9 protein-coding genes and 1 pseudogene are annotated in these 6,429 nt (G+C 68.7%); 2 read left to right on the forward strand and 8 right to left on the reverse strand.

What is annotated here, in order from left to right; genetic code table 11:
- From SPR02S_RS59010 to SPR02S_RS64975, 4 genes and pseudogenes are all read right to left on the reverse strand, one after another.
- On the reverse strand, positions 1-486 hold the full coding sequence (locus SPR02S_RS59010; RefSeq protein WP_019059926.1) for a hypothetical protein: 486 nt from the start codon (positions 484-486) through the stop codon (positions 1-3).
- A 55-nt stretch (positions 487-541) separates the two neighbouring features.
- Positions 542-1,138: a hypothetical protein gene (locus SPR02S_RS25940; protein ID WP_019059927.1), complete on the reverse strand. Its 597-nt coding sequence runs from the start codon at positions 1,136-1,138 to the stop codon at positions 542-544.
- 136 nt (positions 1,139-1,274) lie between these two features.
- Entirely contained in the window at positions 1,275-2,165 is an 891-nt protein-coding gene (locus SPR02S_RS25945) for an XRE family transcriptional regulator (protein WP_245607618.1), read from the reverse strand.
- A 222-nt stretch (positions 2,166-2,387) separates the two neighbouring features.
- Positions 2,388-2,519, reverse strand: a pseudogene (locus SPR02S_RS64975) (helix-turn-helix domain-containing protein); the annotation flags it as partial.
- Between the two features lie 406 nt (positions 2,520-2,925).
- On the opposite strand from SPR02S_RS64975, the gene SPR02S_RS25950 reads away from it, so the two are divergent.
- Entirely contained in the window at positions 2,926-3,132 is a 207-nt protein-coding gene (locus SPR02S_RS25950; RefSeq protein WP_019059929.1) for a hypothetical protein, read from the forward strand.
- Entirely contained in the window at positions 3,122-3,793 is a 672-nt protein-coding gene (locus tag SPR02S_RS25955; RefSeq protein ID WP_019059930.1) for a hypothetical protein, read from the forward strand. The genes SPR02S_RS25950 and SPR02S_RS25955 overlap by 11 nt, the downstream gene beginning before the upstream one ends.
- Before the next feature lie 146 nt (positions 3,794-3,939).
- Here SPR02S_RS25955 and SPR02S_RS25960 read toward each other — a convergent pair whose 3' ends face one another.
- The 4 genes from SPR02S_RS25960 to SPR02S_RS25975 all read right to left on the reverse strand — a co-directional run bounded on the left by SPR02S_RS25960 (position 3,940) and on the right by SPR02S_RS25975 (position 6,145).
- A complete protein-coding gene (locus SPR02S_RS25960; RefSeq protein ID WP_019059931.1) occupies positions 3,940-4,326 on the reverse strand; it encodes a hypothetical protein in 387 nt (128 codons plus the stop codon).
- A complete protein-coding gene (locus tag SPR02S_RS56295; RefSeq protein ID WP_019059932.1) occupies positions 4,313-4,738 on the reverse strand; it encodes a hypothetical protein in 426 nt (141 codons plus the stop codon). The genes SPR02S_RS25960 and SPR02S_RS56295 overlap by 14 nt, the downstream gene beginning before the upstream one ends.
- A gap of 21 nt (positions 4,739-4,759) precedes the next feature.
- Entirely contained in the window at positions 4,760-5,683 is a 924-nt protein-coding gene (locus SPR02S_RS59015; protein WP_019059933.1) for a GH25 family lysozyme, read from the reverse strand.
- A gap of 132 nt (positions 5,684-5,815) precedes the next feature.
- Positions 5,816-6,145, reverse strand: coding sequence for a hypothetical protein (locus tag SPR02S_RS25975; protein WP_019059934.1), 330 nt, complete (start codon positions 6,143-6,145; stop codon positions 5,816-5,818).
- Positions 6,146-6,429 lie beyond the last annotated feature (284 nt).

Genomic DNA, 6,429 nt, shown 5'->3' on the forward strand with positions numbered 1-6,429 from the left:
CTAGCGCTCCGCCGGGTGAAGGTGGTTGAGCCCTGCGATGACGAGGTCACGTACGGCCTGGGGACTGCAGAGGTCGCCGTCGTAGCGCGGCGGGTGCACCCAGTACGGGCCGGGGGGCGACACGCGGTCCACGGCGGGGACGCCGAGGTAGGTGTCCTTTCCGAAGCAGGGTGCTTGCTCTTCGAGATCCCAGACCATGGCGGCGTGCGGGTTGATGAGCGCGTAGTACGTGACGTCGGCGGCCGTGAGCCGGTCGCGGATGACCGGGCCGCCGAGCGTCTCATCGAGGACGGCGGCGACCTGCTTCGGGTCGTCCGTGGCCGCCACGGCGTGGACCAGGTCGCCGCGCAGCCGGACCGCGTTCATGTCCTTGCCCATCGGGAGTAGCGCTACGCCCTGCTCCACCCACTCGGTTTCGGCCTGGTCGGGGTGGCTGTGCTGGCGGGCCAGCCACTCGGTGATGAGGTGCGCAGGGCAGATGGTCACGGTGTTCTCCGATGAGTCGTTCTGCGTTCCGGAGCGCGGTGGGCGGTGTCGGTCTTCAACGGTGCGTCTCTTGCTGATGCGCACTGAAGCCACCCGGGGTGATCTTGAAGACGTCGGCCAGGTGCCGGCCGACGTCGGCGCCGTGCAGGAGCGGGTGCGGCCGGCCGGTCTGTTCCATCCACGGCGGCGTGTCCCAGTGCAGGCCGTGGCTCGGCGGGAGCGCGATCCATTCGTCCGGCCCGGTGCGGAGTTCGAGGGCGGGGTGCGGGTCGGCGTAGCAGCCGGTCGCGGGCAGCACGAACAGGGCTGTCTTTTCTGCACCCTTGTCGATCAGGCACGGCACTCGGGCGACCCGGTCGAGGTCGACCATGACGGCCATGCCGATGCGGCGCGGCACGATGAGGACGTCGAAGCGTTCGGTTGCCGCGATGAGGGCGGCGCCAGGAGCCGACTCCAGAGCGTCGCCGAGGTTGTCCTCGGCGAGCTGAAGCAGCGGCCCGGCTGCCGGGTGTGCGCCCGGCGTCGGGCAGTCGGGGTCTTCGCAGGTGCAGCCCTGCCGTGGTCGGTAGCGGTGTCCTAGTGCGACCGGCCATTCAAGCCTGACGTACGCGCGGGCGGCGGCAGCCGGGTCGCGGGTGTTGATCGGCTCCATCGCCGATACCCCCAAGTGTTCACGCAGGTACGGATAGTTACCTCTCTGAGTGTTGTGCGCGCACTTGGGCGCACCCCCTAGTTTTTCTAGGGGGTGTTTTCGGGCATTTGGGAATCTTCTGCGCGAAACGACGCGGTTATTTGACGAGCTCCATGTTGCGGATCAGCCCGGACAGCGCGGACGCCTGCGCGGGCACGCCAACACGGGCGAGGTCGGACACCAGCGCCCGCGACATCGGGTCCGCATACACGTAGTACGGCGCGTTGGACGCCGCTTCACACAGCTGTGTGACGGCCGCGGCGCTCTTGCCCATGCGCTGGAGCGCCCGGGCCTTGTCGATCGCGAAGTGCGTCCGGCGCTCCTTGCTCGGCACCTCACCGATGTCGACCTGGGGTACCTTCCGCAGCCCGCTGTCCGGCTGATCAACTTCGACGCCGGCCTCGGCGGCATGGACGGCGACCGTCCCCCTGCCGAACACAGTGTGCTGCTTGACGTCGTACCAGCCCGCCCCCAGCAGGTCGGCGTCCTCGATCGCCGCGTCGATCCGCGACCAGGCATCCGCCACCTGGCTCCCGCGCGCGTGCGCGATGGCGCAGCGCAGGTGCAGAGCTCCGCGCAGGCTCACCGCTTCGTCCTGCCTGCGCCGGCCGGTAGCCAGCGGTTCCAGATCCCTCAGGGCCGCGTCGGCGACCGCCACGGTCTCACGGAGCGAGGCCTGGTGGAGCAGCGCGCCGCACCGGTCCCAGGCGACGGCTGCTTTGACCACGGGATCGTCGAGCTGAGTGGCCGCGCCGGCGGCGACCTCGGCAGAGATCCAGGCCAGGTCCGGGTAGCCCAGCTGATTGAGGCACATGCGTGCTGTACGCGCGGCGTCGACCAGGAGCCGGAGCGCCTCCTCGCGGTCGGCGCCCTCTGCCACCAGGAGCGCGGTGTTCAGGTCCTCGACCATGGAAGGGAGGAGCTGCGCGACCTTCGGCAGGTTCGCGGCCTGCCTCGCGGTGTTCGCCTCCTTCGAGCGTGTACGCATCGAAGCGAGGTTCGTGGGGGCGCCCTGCGGGATGAGCCCTGGGTGCCCGGACAGGATCAGCCCGGCCCGTCGCATGCCAGTACGGAGGGCTGGTACGTGGGCGTGCGCGAGGCTGCCGCCGTTGCGCTGGAGTCGATAGGGCTGGCCGAGCAGCCAGACCACGTCGACGTCACAGCGGTCAGCGATCGCCGTGATGACGGAGTATCGGTCAAGTGGCTGACGTCCGGACTCGACGTTTGCCATCCAACTTTCGCCGTGACTCAGGAAATCGGCCAACTCGATCTGACTCAAACCGGCGGCATTGCGGGCGATCCGGACACGCGTACCGATGTGCTCGTCACTGCTGAGGGGCATACTGGTGCTCCGTTCTGACCTCGACACTCAGCACGGTACGCCGATTTGCGCCCCCGCCGCTGCCCTTGAGCTGTGGGGGCGCAACTCTGCACAGACCGGCGCGAGTCGGCCGGCACCCAACGACGAATGTGGCACTCCTCCCCACCCGGGGAGGAGTGCCACATTCGTACTCGAAGCGCAGCATCGGCCAGATGGACTTGAGCCGCTCCCGGTTCTCACAGCCCGAACAGATAGCGTTCCGGAACCGCACGGATGGCAAGTGCACGCGTGCGAGTCACGCTCAGGTGGGAAGAATTCACCAAGAGTGCTCAACGACTGGACTCTGGCTAGTGGTCTGGGTCACAGTGTCAGACCCTTGGGGGACACTACAGTCGTCGAAAGCTACTGGGGGGTAGGGGCGATTCAGATGACAATCCAGGAACAACGAGCAGCCGAGCCCGACGACATCATCACGGAACTGTCGGAGGACGAGTTCCGGGCGGCTGCCTACGAAGCACTGGAACGACTCGGGCTGACGTACGCCGAACTGCGCGAGATGGCCGCCCGCCGGGACTTCGTCTCGGCACAGGCTCAAGCTCTGTGGGTGTCCATCGGCGGCGCACTTGATCTCTGACAATCTCCGGGATCAGACCATCCGGTTCGCCAACGAGATCAAAGGGCTCCTCAACGGCACCATCACGCAGTACGTGCAGATAAAGGCGGTCGCGCTCTCCACCGGCGACGACCGCCTCTTCATCCTCGGCAACCGCGTCAGCAAAGAGACCATGACCGCGGAGAGGTTCCAGCTGAAGCCGCGCGCGCCCAAGGCCGAGCTGTGGATGGACGTGAGCTTCCAGCTCCGCCTCGACGCCGAGCGAGAGCACCTGATGGTCCACAAGTCGTTCTTCGGCGTGTTCGGCTCTAAGGACGCCAAGCACGGTCTCTGTCACTACGACTACGAGCGCGACAAGGCAGACGGCTACCCGGACGCTCACCTCCAGGTCGACGCGCACTCGGACCTGTTCACGGGCCTCAACGACCCGAAGTGCGACGCAGGGCGCTCGTTGGCGCAGCTGCACTTCCCCGTCGGCGGGAAGCGGTTCAGGCCGTGCCTTGAGGACGTCATCGAGTTCCTCGTCGTCGAGCGGCTCGTCGAGGCGCGCGACGGCTACGAGAAGCTCCTCGAGGCCGGCCGCGAGCGGTTCCGCAAGAACCAGCTGATGGCCGCCATGCGACGAGACCCGGCCACGGTCGAGGCGTTCACCGCACGCCACGGCACCCGGTCGAAGACGTAGACCGCAGCTTGCACAGCCCATGAGAAATGGCCCCTCCTGCCAGCGCAGATCACGCGCCGGCAGGAGGGGCCATTTCTTGTTTTCGAAGACTCGCGCCCGCGCAGCAGCCTTCATCATGACGGCCGCGATGGTTCCGAACCTGGGATCTATCGGGTGTCGCGCGCGGCCACGAGCTCCGGATCCATCGGGACCAGCGGTATACCTGCCGCGCGGAGCCGTTCGTCCTGGTTCCCGATGTGGACCAGGGCGAGGCCCAGGAGCCGCTCGGTGCGATCGGCCCGCCCCCGCGATTCCCGCTCGGCCTCCTCGAGGGACCGCATGCGCCGGTGCAGCCCGGACATCTGCTCCTCGAACCACAGGTACATCTCCGGGGACACCGTCCACGTGCCCTCGGGCTGCGACGGAGCGGCCGGCAGCGCATCGGCGGGGACGTCCTGCACTGTCGTACGGGCACGCCCCAGCCACGCGCCGTACGCGGAGCCGACCGTCGAGACGAAGACGGCCAGGAGGCCCAGCCAGCTAGTCGGCTCCACACGCCACCACCCTCGGGACGACCAGGCGCGGCCTGGTCAGATAGGCCACGATCTGGATGAGCAGCGCGTGGGAGGCCCAGGGCGCCACGGCTCCCCATGCTGCCGGTGGCGCCCCGGTGAGCGCCCCGAGCGCGTAGGCCACGGCCCACAGCAACGGCGGTGCCATGGCCGCGCCGACGCCGAGGAGGTCGTGCCCGGGCCGGACGAGCGCGTAGGCGGCCGAGACAGCGCCGGCCGTGATCCAGAGCCAGCCCCAGGCCGTCATGGGCATCAGGTCAAGGAGCACGCTGATACCCCGCACGGTGCCGTAGCGGGGCTGGAGGGTGATGGAGGCGCCGTAGCTGATCCAGGACAGGCCTGAGGCGAGGAGCGCGAACCCTCTCCATCCCAGCCGGTTCCACAGGGTCCACATCGGTGAACTCGCTTCCGGAGGTCAGGACTTGGGGACCTTGAGTGCGTTCCACGTCTCTGCCCCTGGGGGCCATTTCAGGGCGGCCCCGGTCCAGCCCTTGTGGTGGGTGGAGTTGTACTGGCGTTGCCAGGCCTCGTAGCTGTCGACGTCGGCCGTGTTGAGCGTCGCGGTCGGGCCGACGTGGTAGCGGCCGCAGCCGACCGCGACCAGCTGCTTCCCCATCGCGGTGAAGATCGGTGACCGCTTCCCGTACGCGGGCTGGTCGCCCTTCAGGAAGAACGCGCGCCCCGGATAGGGCTCGAAGGCGGGCGACACAGTGCCGGCGGCCCAGCTGCGCAGTTCGTCGGCGTTCAGGGAGCAGAGGGAGCGGTCCAGCGGGCTGCCGGTGAACTGCCAGAACAGCGGTGCACGGCCGGACGGCGTCGGCCAGGTCGCCTGTGCGGCTTCGGCGTACGTGTCCACCGACGCCCCGGGGTAGCGCGGGTACCAGAGGGGTGCGCCGGCGGGGAGGTGGCCGTGGGCGATGTCGTCTGCTGAGGTGTAGACGCCGACGTACTGCGACGGGAACGCGGCCCGTACGGCGGCGAGCCACTGCGTGGCCCAGGCCAGGATCTGGCTGTCGCTGCGGCCCTGGTAGTTGCGGCGGTCGTTGTAGGCCTCGAGGTCGAGCCAGTGCACGAAGGGCTGCGCGTGGGCGTACGGCGCGACGGCGCCGATGTAGTTCGCGGCCTCGGCGGCAGGATCCTGGTTCGGCCACGCGAAGTGATATGCGCCAGCGACCAGGCCGGCCTTGATGATGCCGCTGATGTGGGAGTCGAACCGCGCGTCGCGGCCGTGCTCGCCCTCGCTCGCCTTGGCGAAGGCGAAAGCCACGCCGTCCTTCTTGTGTGCGTTCCAGTCCTGCATGCCCTGGTAGGCCGAGACGTCGATACCGAAGGTGGTCATCAGGAGTTCGCCTCCTTGTAGAAGTTCCTGAGTGCGGCGTGGGTGGCGGGGTGGAGCGGGGATGCCGTGGGGCCTCCAGGCAGGAGAGGGCCCAGGCGTGGCCGGCCGGGGCATGGGCCGCAGCGGCGGGGGTCAGGCGGGGATCCAGGTCCCGTCGCGTACGAAGCCGTGGGTGTCGCAGCACCGCCACAGGAGCGAGGGTTCGAGGTGCAGCGGCTGCCGGGTGAGGAGGGTGTGGTGGGTGGTCGACGCGCCCATCCACCGTCCTGCGGTGTCGGCCGGTCCCGGGGTCAGTGCGGCGGCCGGGCACCAGTGCCAGAAGGACGGGTTCGGCTCCTGGAGGCCGTTGGTGTCGCGGGGCCATCCGTAGTAGATGGTGCTGGTCAACGCGGTGAGGTCTGCCCACCAGTTGCACCAGGCGGATGGTGGGTCGTTGCGGTCGCAGCGGAAGTTCGCGCTCACGATGGCCTCCGGTCCGGGGGGCGGGGCAGCAGGTTCCTGTCGTACGTCCCGCCGCTGTTTCAACCCCTGTCGGCCTCAGCCACAGAAAGTCAGCCAGGACGATGCCGGTAGACGGCTGAGCAGGCGCGCGTGTGTCTCGATCAACCACGTTCCGGTCTCAGCCACGCTGCTGATGTTTTTCACGACCTGGGCCATCTGCTGCCCGCGGGCGAGGGGGTTGCGGTGATCGGGGACGGCCGGTGGGTGGGGGTTGCTCAGCCCTCTATTACCTGGGACCCCCGGCG

The sequence above is a fragment of the Streptomyces prunicolor NBRC 13075 genome (assembly GCF_000367365.1).
Classification (GTDB): domain Bacteria; phylum Actinomycetota; class Actinomycetes; order Streptomycetales; family Streptomycetaceae; genus Streptomyces; species Streptomyces prunicolor.